General features: G+C 49.3%; 15 protein-coding genes. 7 read left to right on the forward strand and 8 right to left on the reverse strand.

Annotated elements, in window-relative coordinates; genetic code table 11:
- Positions 1-19: 19 nt before the first annotated feature.
- Positions 20-925 carry a DMT family transporter gene (locus M979_RS05745; protein ID WP_064554073.1) on the reverse strand — a complete coding sequence of 302 codons (906 nt, stop codon included), beginning with the start codon at positions 923-925 and terminating at the stop codon, positions 20-22.
- Positions 926-1,103: 178 nt separating this feature from the next.
- On the opposite strand from M979_RS05745, the gene M979_RS05750 reads away from it, so the two are divergent.
- A complete protein-coding gene (locus tag M979_RS05750) occupies positions 1,104-1,976 on the forward strand; it encodes an AraC family transcriptional regulator (protein WP_064554074.1) in 873 nt (290 codons plus the stop codon).
- Here the strand turns inward: M979_RS05750 and M979_RS05755 are convergent.
- Together M979_RS05755 and M979_RS05760 are read right to left on the reverse strand one after the other, a co-directional pair.
- Positions 1,950-3,122, reverse strand: a complete 1,173-nt coding sequence (locus M979_RS05755) for a benzoate/H(+) symporter BenE family transporter (RefSeq protein ID WP_064554075.1) — start codon at positions 3,120-3,122, stop codon at positions 1,950-1,952. The two genes, M979_RS05750 and M979_RS05755, sit on opposite strands and share 27 nt — an antisense overlap.
- 157 nt (positions 3,123-3,279) lie before the next feature.
- The gene (locus tag M979_RS05760) at positions 3,280-5,232 is read right to left on the reverse strand and encodes a putative bifunctional diguanylate cyclase/phosphodiesterase (protein WP_064554076.1); all 1,953 of its coding nucleotides are present in this window, start codon (positions 5,230-5,232) and stop codon (positions 3,280-3,282) included.
- Between the two features lie 297 nt (positions 5,233-5,529).
- Here M979_RS05760 and M979_RS05765 point away from each other — a divergent pair, with 297 nt between their 5' ends.
- On the forward strand, positions 5,530-7,491 hold the full coding sequence (locus tag M979_RS05765; RefSeq protein ID WP_064554077.1) for a peptidase U32 family protein: 1,962 nt from the start codon (positions 5,530-5,532) through the stop codon (positions 7,489-7,491).
- Positions 7,492-7,584: 93 nt separating this feature from the next.
- Here the strand turns inward: M979_RS05765 and M979_RS05770 are convergent, their stop codons facing one another.
- Positions 7,585-8,451, reverse strand: a complete 867-nt coding sequence (locus M979_RS05770) for a LysR family transcriptional regulator (RefSeq protein ID WP_034455713.1) — start codon at positions 8,449-8,451, stop codon at positions 7,585-7,587.
- 102 nt (positions 8,452-8,553) lie between these two features.
- On the opposite strand from M979_RS05770, the gene M979_RS05775 reads away from it, so the two are divergent.
- The 3 genes from M979_RS05775 (at position 8,554) to M979_RS05785 (ending at position 11,553) form a co-directional block, all read left to right on the forward strand.
- Positions 8,554-8,994, forward strand: a complete 441-nt coding sequence (locus M979_RS05775; RefSeq protein WP_034455712.1) for a multidrug/biocide efflux PACE transporter — start codon at positions 8,554-8,556, stop codon at positions 8,992-8,994.
- Between the two features lie 212 nt (positions 8,995-9,206).
- Positions 9,207-10,607, forward strand: coding sequence for an aldehyde dehydrogenase family protein (locus M979_RS05780; protein WP_064554078.1), 1,401 nt, complete (start codon positions 9,207-9,209; stop codon positions 10,605-10,607).
- Position 10,608: 1 nt separating this feature from the next.
- Positions 10,609-11,553, forward strand: coding sequence for an AraC family transcriptional regulator (locus M979_RS05785; RefSeq protein WP_064554079.1), 945 nt, complete (start codon positions 10,609-10,611; stop codon positions 11,551-11,553).
- Here the strand turns inward: M979_RS05785 and tam are convergent.
- The gene (gene tam / locus M979_RS05790) at positions 11,543-12,304 is read right to left on the reverse strand and encodes a trans-aconitate 2-methyltransferase (protein WP_064554080.1); all 762 of its coding nucleotides are present in this window, start codon (positions 12,302-12,304) and stop codon (positions 11,543-11,545) included. The two genes, M979_RS05785 and tam, sit on opposite strands and share 11 nt — an antisense overlap.
- A 118-nt stretch (positions 12,305-12,422) precedes the next feature.
- On the opposite strand from tam, the gene M979_RS05795 reads away from it, so the two are divergent.
- Positions 12,423-13,442: a DUF2157 domain-containing protein gene (locus tag M979_RS05795; protein ID WP_064554081.1), complete on the forward strand. Its 1,020-nt coding sequence runs from the start codon at positions 12,423-12,425 to the stop codon at positions 13,440-13,442.
- Between the two features lie 49 nt (positions 13,443-13,491).
- On the opposite strand, the gene M979_RS05800 is transcribed toward M979_RS05795, so the two are convergent.
- Positions 13,492-13,899 carry a GFA family protein gene (locus M979_RS05800; protein WP_034455707.1) on the reverse strand — a complete coding sequence of 136 codons (408 nt, stop codon included), beginning with the start codon at positions 13,897-13,899 and terminating at the stop codon, positions 13,492-13,494.
- Positions 13,900-14,036: 137 nt separating this feature from the next.
- On the opposite strand from M979_RS05800, the gene M979_RS05805 reads away from it, so the two are divergent.
- Positions 14,037-14,330, forward strand: a complete 294-nt coding sequence (locus M979_RS05805) for a hypothetical protein (RefSeq protein ID WP_064554082.1) — start codon at positions 14,037-14,039, stop codon at positions 14,328-14,330.
- Positions 14,331-14,382: 52 nt separating this feature from the next.
- Here the strand turns inward: M979_RS05805 and M979_RS05810 are convergent, their stop codons facing one another.
- Together M979_RS05810 and ftrA are read right to left on the reverse strand one after the other, a co-directional pair.
- A complete protein-coding gene (locus tag M979_RS05810; protein ID WP_034455704.1) occupies positions 14,383-14,745 on the reverse strand; it encodes an RcnB family protein in 363 nt (120 codons plus the stop codon).
- A 53-nt stretch (positions 14,746-14,798) separates the two neighbouring features.
- Complete coding sequence (gene ftrA / locus M979_RS05815) at positions 14,799-15,788, reverse strand: transcriptional regulator FtrA (protein WP_064554083.1); 990 nt, start codon at positions 15,786-15,788, stop codon at positions 14,799-14,801.
- Between the last annotated feature and the right edge of the window lie 11 nt (positions 15,789-15,799).

A 15,799-nucleotide genomic window follows, 5' to 3' on the forward strand; every position in this document is an offset into this window, starting at 1 on the left:
ATGCTCCCTTTTTTACCTCTTATGCTGCCCGCTTGCGCCAGGGGAGTGCAGTAAACATCCCCGGTTTTGAAAACATCACCAGATTGCCCAGCAAGATCATGATAAGCCCGATAATGGCATTGCTATGCCAGACATACCCCTCATAAATCGTTGAGAGACTGAGCGCCACCAGAGGGAAAAGCAACGTGCTATAAGCTGCCTGGCTTGCACCGATACGCCCAACCAGGGTGAAATATGCACCAAAGGCGATAACCGAACCGAAGATTGCCAGATAGAACAGCGATCCGAGATAGCGCAGCGTAAATTCTGGCATAAACGAATCACCACGCACCAATGCCAGTACACCCATAATGATGGTGCCGTAAAACATGGCATAAGTGTTGGTGGAAAGCGTCTCTAGTCCACGACGCTGGTGGCGGGTACTGATCATATTGCCGAGTGAGAACCCGTAAGTGCCCAGTGCGCTCAAGCCGATTCCCAACAGTAGAGAAGGGGCAAGTTGTGTCGCGACCAAATCATGCCAGAACAGCGCAACAACCCCGGCAATGCCAAGTACTGCGGCCGGTAGCAAATTTTTGTGTGGGCGCTGACGGAAGAAAACCATGCTGTTAACCGCATTAAACAACACGGCCATAGAGAATATCACCGACTCCAACCCCGAGCTGATATATGTCGCGGCATGATAAAAACAGAAGAAGTTAAAACCAAAAACACATCCGCCTTGTAGCATGCAGAACAGATGGTCACGTAAGCTGATACGGCGTAAACGTCCCAACGCCAACAGCACCACCAACATCACGATAGCTGCTACGGCAAAACGCCAGAAAATAGATACTGGCACCGACACCACACCTTGCTGCATGTAAATTGCAAGCCAGGTTGTCCCCCAAATCACCACCACCGAAATATAAAGCAATGCATTCATTTTGTTATCTCCCCAACTGGTTAACGGGAGTATCCGGAAATTTACCGCTCGTTGCTTTCACCAGCTTGCGTGGCTTGCATATTCTTGCGGTTTTATTTGCAGAGTAGATTGTTAATGGCTGGTAACGAGTGCTGGCACTACATACACTGTCAGTCCCGAACTTTGATGGTAATAAGTTATGAACCTGCCGTATCACGCATTCGAAAATCTTCGCCAGCATAATGCCGTGCTGGAAGATAACGTGCAGCTGGGTTCCGGGATTCAATTGTCGGCCTGGTCAAATAGTCTCGACCGTGTGACGCAATGTAGCGATCACCATACGTTAAGCATGTATGTGAATGAAGGTTATGAAACCTACCAAAAAACCCATTCAGGTTGGAAAAATGGCGGTGGACCAGACCGATTCTGTCTGATGCCGAAAGATGGAGAAACCACCTGGGATATTCGCAACCATTTTTCATTTGTGCATCTGTATTGCACAGATGAACATTTGCGTCATATTGCGGAGCAGATCTGGGATCGCAGCCCGGCAGCACTTCAGCTTGATGAGAAAATCTTCAGCGAGGATCCGCGTATTACTCAGTTGTATCGCCACTTTCTACTCAGCAGTGACTGGCAACAGCAGGCGAACCATTTGATGTTGAGCACAGCATCTACATTGCTGTTGACCCACCTGGTGCAGACCTACAGCAACGTACAGTGGCGTTTACCCAATGTGCGTGGAGGCCTTGCACCCGCGGTGTTGCGAAATATTCAGGCATATATTGAACAGCACCTTAGTGAGCCATTAACACTGACTGAACTGGCACAGGAAGCAGGGCTCAGCGAGTTTCATTTTGCGCGTATGTTTAAGCAATCAACTCAGCTCGCACCACATCAATATGTGATGCAAAGGCGCATGTTACGCGCCGAGGCATTAGTGAAAAACAGCCCGTTATCGCTGACGGATATTGCGATGGCCTGCGGGTTTAGCTCCGCAAGCCATTTCAGTAATCGTTTTAAAGCGACAACAGGCGTGACACCGTCACAGCTTCGCGCGGCGGGTAAATGAGAACAACGCGTAACATATCCCGCCAGCCACCAGCCCCCAAAAAGCAGAACCAATCCCCAGCAAACTGACGCCAGATGCGGTGACCAGAAACGTGACGATAGCCGCATCACGCTCACGCTCGTGGTTTAATGCCTGATACAAACTTCCTGCAATGGTACTCAGCAACGCCAGACCTGCCAGCGTATGGATATAGGCAACAGGCAGAGCGGTGAGTAACGTGGTAATTGAGCCGCCAAAAATACCGGCAAGCAAATAAAACGCGCCAGCCGCAGCGGCAGCAAGCCAGCGCTTCGATGGATCCGGATGCGCTTCAGAACTCTGGCAAATAGCGGCAGTGATCGCCGCAAAACAAATAGAAAACACACCAAAAGGTGCCAATAGCAGAGCAATCGCCGCGGTGACAACAATTAATGGTGATACTGGGATCTCATAGCCCGAGGCTTTTAGTGTGGCAACGCCAGGTGCGTTTTGTGACGCCATGGTCACCAGGAAGAAAGGGATACCGATGCCTAGCAGGCTCGATAGTGAAAAGTGTGGCGTGGTAAATTCTGGCATAACCATTGCGACCGGTACGCTGCCGTTTTGCAGGTTTCCACTCATGACACACACCAACAGGCCGACAATCATTGCTACCACAACGGCATAACGTGGAGCCCAGGTTTTTGCCAGTAACCAGCCGAGCAACATACTGGCACAGAGTAAGAAATTCCCCTGCAAAGAAGTAAATGCATCCAGGCCAAAGCGCAGCAGAATACCTGCCAGCATTGCAGCGGAAAGTGTTGAAGGGATAAGGCGCATCAAACGGGCGAAGAGGCCGGTCACACCGCACAGCAGAATTAAAAATGAGGCGAAAATAAACACGCCGATAGCTTCATTGAGCGAATGGCCTGGCAAACTGGTCGCGAGCAGCGCCGCACCGGAAGTGGACCAGGCGGTGAGAATCGGTGTGCGATACCAAACGGTTAGCACGAGAGTACTGATCCCCATGCCTATCCCAAGCATTGTCAGCCAACCCGCGATTTGCAGCGTGTTAGCACCGGCCGCTTCCGCAGCTTGCCAGATAATAGCCGCCGAACTGGCATAACCAACTAAAACAGCAACGAACCCGGCCAGAATCGTGGGCAATGGAATGGATATTGTGCGCATTTTTTCCCTTTATGGTTATAGCGTCGTCGAACTATAACATCACAAATCATTAACAACAGGCGTGATGATGTTGAAAACTCTGCAAGTTCACTTTCATGAAATGTTTTGTGAGGGCCAGAACAGGGGATTGCTCTCCGTGCGAAGAGCAATAAAAACCTTATGCGAATTCGCTACTGGATTCTTCTGCAATGGCGGTGCTGAGATAAGCAAACGCGTTTGCGCGCTCCAGAGGGCGCGAGAAGTAGTAACCCTGCATATAAGGGATGCCACATTTCTCAAGTAACTGGCGTTGTTTTTCCGTTTCCACGCCTTCTGCGATCACACTGAAGTTGAGGCTGTTAGACATATTCATCATCGCCTGAACAATAGACAGGCCTTTTTGTTCGATATGCTGAATAAACGAACGGTCAATTTTGATGTAATCAATATTCATATTCTGGATAACTGACAAACTAGAGTAGCCCGTCCCAAAATCATCTACTGAGAATTTCACGCCACATTGTTGTAACTGACTGACCTTCTCATTAATCATCATCTGTTCAGACTGGAAGAGTGATTCAGTGACTTCCAGATGCAGTAAATGCCCCGGTATTGCATAGCGCTCAATAACCCGATTGACGTTATTGACGAACCCTTTGTCGTAAAACTGAATCAACGAGATATTCACGCACATGCAGATTTCCGCATTTGTTTTATGCATTTTCGCCAGTGTTTTACAGGCCTCTTCCAGCACCCAACTTCCCACTTGAACAATACGGCCGCTTTGTTCCATTAATGGGATAAATTCAACTGGCGAGATCTCCTGCTCCTGATAACGCCAGCGCATCAAGGCTTCAAAACTAACTATCTGGCCGGTGGCGTCGACAATCGGTTGATATACAAGACGGAACTCATCGCGCTCCAGAGCACCTTTTAGTGCTTCATTGAGCGTCATCTTGCGGCGCAGATTGTGTTCGAGTTCGAGGTTATAGAAAGCAAAACGTTCAGGATATTTGCCTTTTTGCGAATACATGGCGATATCCGCAAGTTGAATCAGTCGCGTAATTGAAAAGTCATGCTCAGGACAAACTGAAATACCGATGGTTGCATTCAGGGCAATGGTTTGGTCATCAAGACGGATCGGTAGGGAGAGGCTGGCGATGATATTTTCAGCAAGTTCACTGGTAATAGCATGCGAACTTTCCTTAACCAACAGAATAAATTCATCACCACCCCAACGGCACATAAAGTTAACGTCACCGATAAAGCTCTTAAGTCTGGTACTTAATGCAATCAGTACTTTGTCGCCGACATTGTGACCGAGCGTATCATTAATATTTTTAAAACCATCGAGGTCGATAAAGAAGATGGAGAAGCCCGCTATATGGTTCTGCTCAAATTCGCGCTCAATCCCTTCTACTGCCGATAAAAAAGCAGTGCGGTTATAGAGACCCGTGAGGGAGTCTATATTTGAGATAACATAAACTTCCTGTGTTCTTTCTCGGATGGTCTCTTCCATGCTGGAAACAAGTTTTTTGTTTCGGTAACGTAACAAGATTGCTTCTTTAATATAATTGGCTGAGCGTGCAGAAGAGATAATCATGATTAAAGTAAAACAGATGCCCAGCCCGCCGAGATTAATTTTATATTGTTCTGGCTGCAGCATTAGCAATACAGACATCGGCATTAAAATAATAATGTTATAGAGCGCGGATAGCAGAAAACTTGCAGAGAGAATACTTGTCGCTCCCCCCGCCATGGCGGCAAGTATCACATTTGTAGAGCTAAGTTCTTCAACGGTAAATTGCGGGTAGAAAGTGACCGCATAGACGCTCCACAACATGGCAGTTATTAAACAGCCGATTGAAAAGCGCACCACCCAGTCCTTTCGGTCTTTAGATTTGGCGTCACTTTTTATCCACATATGGGTATCAATGAGTCGAATGGCCAGAACCAGAGTCATGAACAGCCACCAGGTCATTTTGGCGTAGAAATTATTATTGTCGATAAAAGTGAAGGCAAGAGTGGTAGACGCAATAAAAGTAATCAGAATGCCGGGTAATGAGTTGTTGTATAACAGCTTAACGCCTTCTGACTTATAAAGTCTTGAATGTTCTATGTTTATGGTCATTTCCCATCATCTTAACTGAGTCATTTAACTAGCTCCCACTTTAATAGGTCTAATATGATCACTCTTTGTAATTATTCCAGCGGAAGTATAAATTAAAACATTTCGTAATACACCGTCTTTAGCTACCGCCAGCATTACTACCGGCCTATGTTGTTACGCCGTTTCATATGTGTTGGAAATTAATAAATTGAAGGTTGCTGGAGGTTTAGTTTGCTCTTACCTTTGCAGATCTATGCTTACGCGACCAATCTGACTACAATACCCGCCTTTCGCCCATAACATAGAAACAGACCCACTATGCGCCTGCACGCCAATCATCTTGAATTACTCAGCCCAGCTCGTGACACCTCCATCGCCCGCGAAGCCATTCTGCATGGCGCGGATGCGGTCTACATTGGTGGGCCTGGCTTTGGCGCTCGCCATAATGCCGGCAACAGCCTGCAAGACCTTGCTGAACTGGTGCCGTTTGCTCACCGTTATGGGGCGAAGATTTTTGTTACGCTGAACACCATTTTGCATGACAACGAACTGGAACCTGCACGTCGAATGATCCACGACCTGTATCAGGTAGGCGTGGATGCGCTAATTGTGCAGGATATGGGCGTGCTGGAAATGGATCTGCCGCCGATTGAGATTCATGCCAGTACTCAGTGTGATATTCGCAGCGTAGAAAAAGCGAAATTCCTCTCCGATGCAGGCTTCTCGCAAATCGTTCTGGCTCGTGAACTGAACCTCAATCAAATTCGTGCAATTCATGAAAATGTTGATGCCACAATTGAGTTCTTTATTCACGGTGCGTTATGTGTGGCCTATTCGGGGCAATGTAATATTTCCCACGCCCAGACCGGGCGTAGTGCAAACCGCGGTGATTGCTCCCAGGCTTGCCGTTTGCCGTACACCCTGAAAGATGATCAGGGCCGTGTAGTGGCTTATGAAAAACATCTGTTATCGATGAAAGATAACGATCAAAGCGCCAACCTTGCAGCACTGGTAGATGCGGGTGTGCGTTCCTTCAAAATTGAAGGGCGCTACAAAGATATGAGCTATGTGAAAAATATCACCGCTTATTATCGCCAGTTGCTGGATGAATTAATGGAGCAGCGCACTGATTTGGTTCGTGCTTCCTCTGGCAAAACTTCGCATTTCTTTATCCCTTCACCGGATAAAACCTTCCACCGTGGTAGCACAGACTACTTCGTTAATGAGCGCAAAATCGATATCGGCGCGTTTGATTCACCAAAATATATCGGCTTACCGGTAGGTGAAGTCCTGAAGGTGGGCAAAGACTTCCTGGATGTCAGTGTTACCGATACGCTGACCAATGGTGACGGTCTGAATGTGTTGATCAAGCGTGATATCGTTGGCTTCCGCGCTAATACGGTAGAAAAAACGGGTAAAAATCAGTATCGCGTCTGGCCAAATGAGATGCCGGAAACGCTGAAAAATGTGCGTCCGAACCACCCACTAAACCGTAATCTTGATCATAACTGGCAGCAGGCTTTGACGAAAACGTCCAGCGAACGCCGTATAGCAGTGGATTTGGAACTGGGTGGTTGGGAAGAACAGCTGATTTTGACCCTCACCAGCGAAGAGGGGGTCAGTGTAACTAAAACACTGGAAGGGCAGTTCGAAGTGGCGAACAACCCGGAAAAAGCTTACTCAAACCTGCGTGATGGCCTGACGAAACTGGGTCAAACCCTGTATCAGGCGCGAAAAGTGGATTTGAAGCTTCCAGCACCTTTATTCGTGCCAAACAGCCAGTTGAATCAACTGCGCCGTGAAGCTATCGACGAGCTAACCGAAGCGCGTTTGCAGCAATATCAACGTGGCACCCGCAAACCTGTTAGCGTCCCGCCTCCGGTTTATCCGGAAGAGCATCTGACGTTTCTCGCCAACGTTTACAACCATAAAGCGCGTGAGTTTTATCAGCGTTATGGCGTGAAACTGATTGATGCCGCTTATGAAGCCCATGAAGAGAAGGGTGAAGTTCCGGTGATGATCACCAAACACTGTCTGCGTTTTGCCTTTAACCTGTGCCCGAAACAGGCGAAGGGTTCAGTAAAAAGCTGGAAAGCTTCGCCAATGCAGCTGGTGCATCAGGATGAAGTGCTGACGCTGAAATTTGACTGCAAACCGTGCGAGATGCACGTTATCGGCAAGATGAAGAACCACATCCTCAAGATGCCATTACCGGGTAGCGATGTTGTAGCGTCCATCAGCCCGGACGAATTGTTGAAGACGATGCCGAAGCGGAAATAATCTTCGGTTGTTAGATGACGCTGCGCTTATTCGACCTACAAGACTGATTTGAAAAATGGTTTTGTAGGTCTGGTAAGCGCCGCCTGACATCGTTTAAGGATTCTGCGCCCGCAACTGATCAATCATCCATCTTCCCGCAGGGCCTGGCGGCGTTTTATTTGACCACAAAACATCCACATCAATGCGCTGGGGCCACCCAGCAATGGGTAACTCCTGCAAGACACCGTGACCAAATTGCTCCACCAACCAGCGTGGCAAAATCCCCCAGCCAAACCCTTGCTCTGCCATTTCCAATAGCATTAATAACGATGGCGATGACCACATCGGTCCACCGCTTTTATTGCGGGTCGGATCGGTAAAGGTGCTCAAACAAAGCTGGCGTTCAGTCTGTAGCATATCCATTTCAATCGCAGGCAGACGAGCCAACTCATGCTTGCGGTGAATAAAAATCGCCATCTCCGCACCGACCTGCAGACGCGCCACCGTAACATCCACCGGGTAGCGAGGCTGCACACGCAACACACCGACATGCGCACGGCCAATTTGTATCAGGTCGATGACATCTTCATCCTCAGCAATCAGACATTCGAATTCGATATCGGGAAAGCGTTGTGAAAAACGCTGGAGAATCGATTCGTGATGTGAAGTTTGCCAGACATCAGAGAGCACAAAACTCAGGCGTGGCTCAACATTGCCGGCAAGGCGTACCGAAACTTCATCCAGCCTTTCGCTTGCCGCAAGTATCGACTGAATATAGGGCAAAACGTGTTTTCCCTGGTCAGTCAATACGGGTTGGCGGCTCTGGCGGTCAAACAAGGTCACGCCCAGGTCGGCTTCTAAATTTGCAATCGCGCTGCTTATGGTTGACTGGCTTTTCTTTAGTTTCCTCGCAGCCGCAGAAAACGAGCCGGTTTCAACCGCTTGCAGAAAGGCCTCAAGAGATTCGGGAGAATACTTCATCTTCTATCGCTTTTATCGATGGCTATTAACTTAATTCTATCAGTAATAGCGATAATAATACGCCGCAGAGCCATATTGCTTTTATATCGTCTGGAGTGAGTTATGCAGTCTCAAAATAGAACATTTGCCGAACGCATCCTGCATGCGGTGGGTTTTGAAGTTATCGCGATTGCGATTTGTGCGCCTTTAGCCGCGTGGATTATGGATAAGCCACTGTTTCAGATGGGCGCGCTGGCTATCATGCTGTCGACCGTTGCGATGGTATGGAACATTATTTATAACGCTGGGTTCGATAAAATTTTCCCGATGGGCCAAAAACGCCGCTTGCCACTGCGTGTCGCTCATGCGCTGGGCTTTGAAGGGGGCTTTATCCTGATTGGCTTGCCATTGGCGGCCTGGATGCTGGATATTTCTCTATTGCAGGCGTTTATGGTCGAGATCGGGTTCTTCCTGTTCTTCCTGCCGTATACCGTGATTTATAACTGGATGTACGACACGCTGCGTGCTCGCTGGATTCAGTGCCCGGCTTCTTCTACAAAATAGTCCAAATGGTGGGGGCGTTTGCGCTTACGCACCCTTGCATATTTTCCGCTTACATTTAGAACACATCCCCTGAGTCATTTGAGTTGCCTCCCGGCGGCTTAAATGGTTCAGGGGGTTTTTGCAGGATTGTGCAATCATCTAACAGCATTGCGCTACAGGAAATACACCGTCTCAGATGACACTGAACCGGTCAAACATACCTGGAGCGCATCATGAAAACTATCAATCACATCTATATCAATGGCCAGTTTGTTATCCCCCATGGCAATGAGCTGTTCGATCTTGTTAACCCAACTACCGAAGAAACCGTTGCGCAAGTGCAACTGGCAGATGTTGAAGATACTCGCCTGGCGATTGCTGCTGCAAAAGCGGCATTCCCAATGATGCGCAGCTCTTCCCGCGAACAGCGTATGGACTGGCTGCAACAACTGCATGACGCCGTAAAATCCCGCGAAGTTGAGCTGATTGATACCATGGTGGAAGAGTACGGCTGTATGCCTGTGTTTGCTCAGGGTACCGTGAATCATGCCATCGATAGCTTTATGCAAATGCGCGATGTGCTGGCTAGATTCCCCTTCGAAACACGCGTTGGTAATGCTCGTGTGATCATGGAGCCTTTGGGTGTGGTGGGGCTGATTACACCGTGGAATGGTAATTATGGTTTTATTGCCTCTAAGCTTGCGACGGTAATTGCTTCTGGCTCAACGGCGGTGATTAAACCCAGCGAGCTAAGTGCCCGCCAGACGGCATTAATTACTGAATGTCTACATGCTGCAGGTCTGCCGAATGGGGTGATTAATATTGTTACCGGGCGTGGGGATGTTGTTGGTGCTGAAATTACCCGCCATCCTGATATCGCAAAAATCTCGTTTACGGGTTCTACCGCCGTGGGAAAAACCATTGCCCGTGGTGCGGTGGATACGCTCAAGCGCGTGACGCTCGAACTGGGCGGGAAGTCTGCCAACGTGCTGCTTGATGATGTCTCTCTTGAAGAAGCCATTCCACTGGCGTTGCAGGTGATGTCCTGGAACAGCGGCCAGGCGTGTATTGCTGGTACACGTTTGTTAGTCCATGAAAACCGCCTCGAGGAAGTGAAAGCACAGTTACGCCAGGACATATCTTTACTGGAACCTGGTAAGAATGTTGGAACAGCGGTGACGGCACAGCAATATGAGCGCGTGCAAGCATACATCCGTAAAGGAATTGAAGAGGGTGCTGAATTACTCTGTGGGGGTGAAGGCCGCCCGCAAGGTTTTGAGCGTGGTTACTATGTGAAGCCGACTGTTTTTGTGAATGTTCGTAACGATATGACTATTGCCCAACAAGAAATTTTTGGCCCGGTGCTGTCGGTGATTACCTATAAAGATGACGCAGAAGCTATCGCGATCGCCAACGATACTTTGTACGGATTACAGGCATATGTGAGTGGTAAAGATGTGCAACGTACACAGGCGATCGCAAGCCAACTTATCGCCGGACGAGTGTTCGTCAACGGAGTTTATAATGAGCCACAAGTACCATTTGGTGGTTTTAAACAGTCGGGGATTGGACGAGAATTTGGTACTTTCGGGCTGGAAGGGTATCTTGAACCAAAAGCCATAATGGGGCAGTGAAATGCCGGAAAGAGAAAACATTTTGCGGCCTGATGGCCGCATTTTAGCTGAGCTTTGTCAAAACGTGGAGCGGCATTACCAATGTGCGGAAACGTCTGAGATGGAGCTGCAAACCGCAGTGCCCTGGCTTCGATTTATCCGCGTATCTGAACCGACGCTGTTTAATCGAGGCATGCTGGAACCGTCGATGTGTATGCTCCTTCAGGGGCGTAAAAAAATGCTTATTGGTGACAACGTCACGGAATATGGCCCCGGGAATTACTCAATGGCGGCGGTAGACATGCCCGTTTCCGGCCAGGTGACCCAGGCCACTGTGTCTGAGCCTTATTATGGCGTGCGCATTGACCTCAATAGCCGGGAAATTGCCGATTTAATCGTCTCATTGCAAATTAAGCTGCCCGAAAAACAAGGTGAAAGTGTCAAACCTGGTGCCTGGATATCCAGTGCTGATGACGCGTTGCAGGATGCTTTTTTACGGCTGGTGAAAGTGCTGGATACCCCTGATGATTTACTGGTGATGTCCAAACTTATTAAACAGGAAATTCTTTATCGTCTGGTGACGTCGCCATCAGGTGCGACGTTCTGGAAACAGACGCTCTCCTGGAATCAGGGGAAAGGCGTGGGTGAGGCTCTGGCGTGGATTAAGCGCCATTTCGCCGAGCCGCTAAAAATTGATGAGCTGGCAAAGCGTGTCGGTATGAGCACTTCAAGCCTGCATCATCGCTTTAAAGCCCTGACTGTGATGAGCCCGTTGCAATATCAAAAGCAGATCCGTCTGCTCGAAGCACGGCGGTTATTACTCAGTGGAGGCCAGGATGTAGCGAACATCGCCTGGCAAGTAGGCTATGAATCCCCATCGCAGTTTAACCGTGAGTACCGTCGTTCGTTTGGCGCAGCGCCGTTGCAGGATGTCGAAACGCTACGTCAGATGGGCGTTACGCTTTAGTTTTTCTTGCCACAATAAACAGGCGAGGGAACAGCATTAACACATTACCATCGTGTCGCGGCGGGTACGCCTGTTGCAAAAGCGTGTGATAACGCTCCAGAAACGCCTGTTGTTGAATGTTGTCCAGGCTTGCGAGATAAGGCCTTAAACCGGTAGAACTTAGCCATTCAATAATCGCCTGTGCTGACGGCATCACATGGAAATAGGTGGTACGCCAGATATCCACCGTGCAACCCGATTGCGCCAGCAAATCGTAATACTGTTGTGCTGGGAGCAACGCTTCGCGCCCGGAGTCAGGGCTCCCCAATTGGGCGGCGACCTGGCGCATTAATGTATGCGTGGGCTCTTGCCAGTTATCCGGCATTTGCACCGCTAACACTCCATTTTCGGCAAGTTGCGCAGCCAGGTGGGGAAACAGCTCCGGGTGGTTACTTACCCACTGCAATGACGCATTTGCATAGATAACATCTTGTTTTACCGCAGGCGTCCAGGATGTCACATCAGCCTGTTCAAACTGGCAATTCGGCAGAGCAGCGCGCGCTTTTTCCAGCATCGCCGGAGAGCTATCGATACCGGTCACTGCGGCATTCGGGAAGGCCTGGTGCAGTAAAGCAGTACTGTTTCCCGGGCCGCATCCTAAATCTGCAATATGTTTTGCACCGGGGTGTTGAATACGTGCGGCGAGTTCTGCTGCCGGGCGCGTACGTTCTGCTGCAAACTGCAAGTAAAGCGCGGGGTTCCAGTCCTGCATAGGTTTCTCCGGTGGCTTAATTGCATTAAGCGTAGTGATGAATTAAGAAGTTGTGCATGGTTTAGAATCTGATTAATTACTGTAACGTAGTGGCTAAACTCAGGTAAGGAAAACCGCAATGAAAGTGACTCGCAAACAGGAAAAGGTCGTCAAGCGCACACTGGAGGGATGGCGTCAGGAAGGGGTGATTGATGCCGCAGAGCAACAGCGTCTGCAACAAAACCTCTCGGTTCAACTGTTCGACTGGCAACGAATGAGCCGCTATGCATTCTGGGTAGCGCTGGCCTGTTTCATTATTGCGATTGGCAGCCTGGTTGCTGATGAATATTTGATGGCGTTGCTGTTTAATTTTGGCTACCTCACGCGTGCTGTGATTCTGCTGCTTATCGCTATAGCGTTTTATGTCTGGGGATTTTATCGGCAGAAGAGGACGCCGGATAAACGCTACAGCAATGAAGCCATTCTTTTCTTAGGTGCATTATTTACCTCGTTATTTTTGTGGCAGCTCGGCATGGCGCTGGATAACGGCAGTGGGAATGTGGCCCCGCTATTTTTGCTCGGTTGCGCGATATATGGCGCTATTGGCTACCTGGGCCGTTCGGGGCTTATCTGGCTGTTTTGCCTGCTGGCGTTGGGGAGTTATTTCGGCACTTCGACAGGCTATTATTCCGGCTGGGGCGCTTATTGGCTCGGTATGAACTATCCCATTCGCTTTGTATTATTCGGTGGATTGTTACTTGCGGCATGTTATCTGCTTAAAAAACCTTTGCTGCAACGTAACCTGTTTGCGGTCAGCAAAGCGATGGGGCTGCTGTATCTGTTTATCGCTTTGTGGATTTTGTCGATCTTTGGGAATTACGATTTGGATATCTGGCAAAGTGTGCGCCAGATTGAGCTGCTGCACTGGTCATTGCTCTTTGCCCTGGCGGCAGGCGTATGTATCTGGATTAGCCTGAAAACTGATGATGGCATGCTGCGCGGATTCGGCCTGACGTTCCTCGGTATTAACCTCTACACCCGCTATTTCGAGATGTTCTGGGACGACACCAATAAAGTGATTTTCTTCCTGCTGCTTGCCATTTCGCTGGCTCTTGTCGGGCGCTACGCCGAGAAAATTTGGCGGCTCGGGGAGAAATGACATTCGCCGGGCGGGTCAATGCTGAAAACCCGCCAGCGAATGGCAAAGATTACTCAGATGTAAAAGTCAGATACCCGGCCACGCCACCGCCGCCATCTTTGGGATGATGGACGCCGTCCATTACCGTGACTTTCGGGAAGTCGAAAGGTGACACGCCTTCAATGCAGGCGACATTCACGCCATATTGCTCAGGGTTTGAGCGGCGCTGGTGAAAAGTATAAATCCCGCACACGGAACAGAAGAAATGCACCGCCGCTCCGGTGTTAAAACGATATTCGGTGAGTTTATCCTGGCCTTTAGTCATCTTAATCCCCGACAACGGAGCAGAAACAGCAACCGCGCCGCGCATTCGGCAAAATGAACAGTTACAGCGGCGGATAGTGTTAAAACCATCACTCAGTTCGACGGTAAAAGCGACAGCACCACAATGACATTGGGCAGAAACTTTTTGTTGCATAGCCACCTCAATCCAGATTTTTAATCCTCCTGAGTTTAGTGGTTAACTGAGGCTTGTCATTACGCTTAGGCTGTCTTTTCGCGTCATCTTTTGCGAGGATAGCGCGGAATTTACAGCTATCAACAAAAGGTAACGATATGGCTAAGCATCCAACGGGTAAATATTTGCGCGCCCCAATTACATCCAACGATAAAAATCTGCTGATTTACGTGGTGCGTGGCTCAAAAATTGACGATATGCCACCCGATGAAGATGAGGATTACCCAGGTGATATGCAGATGTTGATGCCGCAACTGTCTAAAGAGTTCGATGGCGAATTAAATATCGCACTTGAAGAGAGCCAGTCAGGTGATGTGATTGTCTTTATGTGTACGACGGATATGATTTTTGAGTACGGTTACTCGAAGATTAAAGCCATGCTCCGCGCTTAATTAACGCCTGTTTGAAAACTAAACCCCGGTACGATGACCGGGGTTTGTTCTATTAATGACCGTAAAAAATCTCGCCTTTCATAGCGCGTAAAATCTTCCCTTCAGCGTCGGTAATCAGCACGTAATTCCCGCCCATGTACGTCCAGTGGCTTCCTGCTACTGGTGCTGGCAGGTGCCTGATTTGCCAGGCATCAATCTGATAAGGCTTAGTACGGTATAAATCAGGCACGATGTCGCCAATTTTAAATGGCTTGTAATCGGCATGAAATTCCTGAATTTCAAACGAGGACGTTGGCTGTGGCGCGGCGGGTGCCGGTGCGGCAACCGGTGCATCAGCTGCCTGAGCAGTCATCGCCAATGGCAAAGAACCGGCCATCAGAGCCGCAGAAAAAACAAATACATTCAATTTACGCATATCTTCTCCAGATACCTTCATCTGCTAACTTTCAAATAATGCCGTTATCTCTATCACGTTGTTTCACTGGTGATAATCAATTTTTCGTTACTTGAAGTAAATGACTTGCGGTATGTGGCGGGTGTGGTGGAAAACTTAGCGCGGAAATGGTGGCGCAGAGTCGCCGCACTGCCAAACCCGACTCGCTCGGCAATTTCATCAATGGAGAGTGTGCTGCTTTCCAGTAAATCCCGACAGTGCGTCAGGCGCATATTCAGCAGCCAGCGTGCGGGCGTGGTGCCGGTTGTTGCGGCAAAACGGCGTAAAAATGTTCTCGGACTCATGCCGGTGAACGCCGCCAGCGATTCTACCGAGTGTTCATCAGCCAGATGAATTTGCAAATAATCGAACAGTGGGCTTAGACGCTTGCTTTCATAAGCAACCGGAATAGGTTGTTCGATAAACTGTGCCTGACCGCCAACGCGATGAGGGGGAACAACCAGGCGGCGCGCCACACTGTTTGCGGCAGCCTGGCCGTAATCACGCCGCACCAGGTGCAAACTCAAATCGATACCGGCGGCACTTCCGGCTGAGGTCAGCACCGATCCGTTATCGATATACAACACATCTGGCATCACCTGAATGGCAGGATACCGTTGCTGCAACTTTTCAGTGTAACGCCAGTGGGTTGAAGCTTGTAACCCATCGAGCAGGCCGCTGGCTGCCAGCACGAATACACCGGAGCATATCGACATGATCCGCGCTCCGCGTGCATGTGCAGTACGTAAAGCTTCACACAACTGTGGCGGAACCGGTTCGTCAGCACCTCGCCAGCCGGGCACAATAATCGTCCCTGCGTCCTCCAACAAAGAAAGACCGCCATCAACCGCCAGCCGGATACCGCCGGTCGCTCTAAGCTCGCCAGGTTCGATTCCTGCGACCGCAAATCGATACCAATTATCGCCCATTTCCGGGCGCGGCAGACCAAACACTTCAACCACGACACCGAATTCAAAGGTGCACAGGCCGTCATACGCCAAAGCGACAACAAGAGGATTTTGCATGAGTATTCCAG

Source organism: Buttiauxella noackiae ATCC 51607 (assembly GCF_001654865.1).
GTDB lineage: Bacteria > Pseudomonadota > Gammaproteobacteria > Enterobacterales > Enterobacteriaceae > Buttiauxella > Buttiauxella noackiae.